This window comes from Nocardioides dubius (assembly GCF_039528155.1).
Lineage (GTDB): Bacteria > Actinomycetota > Actinomycetes > Propionibacteriales > Nocardioidaceae > Nocardioides > Nocardioides dubius.
Window position 1 is genome coordinate 132,169 of sequence record NZ_BAAALG010000009.1, and the last position, 2,225, is coordinate 134,393.

Here is a 2,225-nt window from a genome sequence, read left to right on the forward strand (position 1 = left end):
CATCCCCGCTCAATGTGACCTCAGCGCGCGGTTTCGGGACGAAACGCGACGCTGAGGTCACATTGAGGCGGGGTTTGCGTCAGATCCCCCTAATTGGGTACAGCAGATTCCTACTCGGAGGGTGTGCGATGAAGTTCCAACGGGCAGTCGGGCTGATCATCATCGGCTCCGCAGTGGCGGGTGCCGCCCTGATGCTCCTCGCGGTCGCGTGGACGGATCCGATCATGGCGGAGCCACCCGAGCACACGCTGGTGGGCGACACCTGGAACGTCTTCTACGACAACTCGGTGCCGCCGATGCGGATCCTGGTCTTCGCCGTCGGCCTCGGCCTGGCCCTGGCGGCCGTGGTCGCCATGGCCGAGCGCCGGATCGCCCTGCGCGCGCGACGCAGCATGACGCCGGACACCCTCCCGCTGGCGCCGCGGGTGATCATGGAGCGGACGCGTGGCATCTTCGCCGGACCGGTCACCATCACCGTGCTGGTACCGGCCCACAACGAGGAGTCCGCGATCGGCGCGACCATCGACTCGCTCAAGGCGCAGTCCTTCCCGCCGAGCCGGATCGTGGTGGTCGCCGACAACTGCACGGACGCCACCGTGCAGATCGCCCGTGGCCGCGGCGTCGACGTGCTGGAGACGGTCGACAACTCCCACAAGAAGGCCGGCGGCCTCAACCAGGCGTTGCGCCAGGTGCTGCCGGATCAGGGCGACAACGACCTGGTCATGGTGATGGACGCCGACACCACCCTCGACGCCGGCTTCCTCGAGGTCGCGGCCCGCAAGATGACCGACGACCGGGCCCTGATGGCGGTCGGCGGCCTCTTCTACGGCGACGAGGGCTGCGGCCTGATCGGCCAGATGCAGCGCAACGAGTACCACCGCTACGGCCGCGAGCTGCGCCGTCGGCGTGGCCGGGTCTACGTGCTGACCGGCACCGCCACCGTCTTCCGGCCGGTCGCCCTGCGCACGGTGGCAGCGAGCCGCGGCGCCGCCCTGCCCGGCATCCCCGGGGACGTCTACGACACCCTCGCGCTGACCGAGGACAACGAGCTCACTTTGGCCCTGAAGAGCCTCGGCGCGCAGATGATCTCGCCGCAGGAGTGCACGGTGGTCACCGAGGTGATGCCGAGCTGGCGCGCCCTGTGGGCGCAGCGGCTGCGCTGGCAGCGCGGAGCCCTGGACAACCTCGGCGCGTACGGCCTCACGCCGCAGACGATGCGCTACTGGGCCCAGCAGCTGGGCATCGGCTACGGCGTGCTGGCGCTGACCTGCTACCTGCTGCTGATGGCGTTGATGGCGCTCTCGATGGACTCGTGGATCTGGTTCCCGTTCTGGCTCGGGATCGGCGGGCTCTTCGTCCTGGAGCGGATGGTCACCGTGTGGCGGGGCGGCTGGCGCGCGCGGCTGCTCGCGCTCACCCTATTCCCCGAGCTCGGCTACGCGATGTTCCTCAACGTCGTCTACGTGCGCGGCGTGCTGGACATCGCCCTCGGCCGCGAGGCCGCCTGGAAGCACATCGTGCAGACCGACGCCGGCGTGAAGGTGAGTGACTGAGATGGCACCGTGGGGAATCCTCTTCCCGGAGAGCCTGCTGCAATCGCACGCGATCGCCGTGCTGGCCGCCTTCGTGGCGATCAACACGGTGCTCTACGTGGCGTTGGCGATCGCCAAGTGCCTGCCGAAGGTCTACGTGCAGGACTGGATCGGTCGCCGTCAGCAGCGCTCGGAGACCCGGAGCATCCACCCCGACGGCCCCCTCTAGCTCAATGTGACCTCAGCGCGCGGTTTCGGGACGAAACGCGACGCTGAGGTCACATTGAGCGGTCGTCGGCGGGGGTCAGCTACGGCGGTCGGATGCCGCCCAGGCGGCACCTGCGGAGACGGCGGCAACGGTCGCCACCGACGGCCACACGCCGATCTTCTTGGCCAGCGGGTGCGAGGCACCCATCGCGCCCCAGTAGAGGGCGGAGAGACCGGTTGCGGTGGCCGGGCCGCGCGACGTCCAGGCAGGCAGTGCGGCCGCGTTGGCGGCGGCCATCACCACACCTCCCAACGGGCGGTTGCCGGTGCGGTTGGCGAGCAGGAAGCCGCCGACCAGTCCGACGACGGTCAGGGGCGCGGTGGGGATCGAGGAGAGCTTCACGACCCCCACGTTAGTTGCCCGCTCAATGTGACCTCAGCGCGCGGTTTCGGGACGAAACGCGACGCTGAGGTCACATTGAGGCG

The 2,225-nt window shown here is 69.3% G+C and carries 3 protein-coding genes; 2 read left to right on the plus strand and 1 reads right to left on the minus strand.

Annotated elements, in window-relative coordinates; all coding sequences use genetic code 11:
* Positions 1-128: 128 nt before the first annotated feature.
* Positions 129-1,553 (plus strand): glycosyltransferase family 2 protein, encoded by a 1,425-nt coding sequence (locus ABD151_RS11590; RefSeq protein WP_343994457.1) that lies wholly within the window; start codon positions 129-131, stop codon positions 1,551-1,553.
* A gap of 1 nt (position 1,554) precedes the next feature.
* Positions 1,555-1,761 (plus strand): hypothetical protein, encoded by a 207-nt coding sequence (locus tag ABD151_RS11595; RefSeq protein ID WP_343994459.1) that lies wholly within the window; start codon positions 1,555-1,557, stop codon positions 1,759-1,761.
* A gap of 75 nt (positions 1,762-1,836) precedes the next feature.
* On the opposite strand, the gene ABD151_RS11600 is transcribed toward ABD151_RS11595, so the two are convergent.
* A complete protein-coding gene (locus ABD151_RS11600) occupies positions 1,837-2,142 on the minus strand; it encodes a hypothetical protein (RefSeq protein ID WP_343994461.1) in 306 nt (101 codons plus the stop codon).
* Between the last annotated feature and the right edge of the window lie 83 nt (positions 2,143-2,225).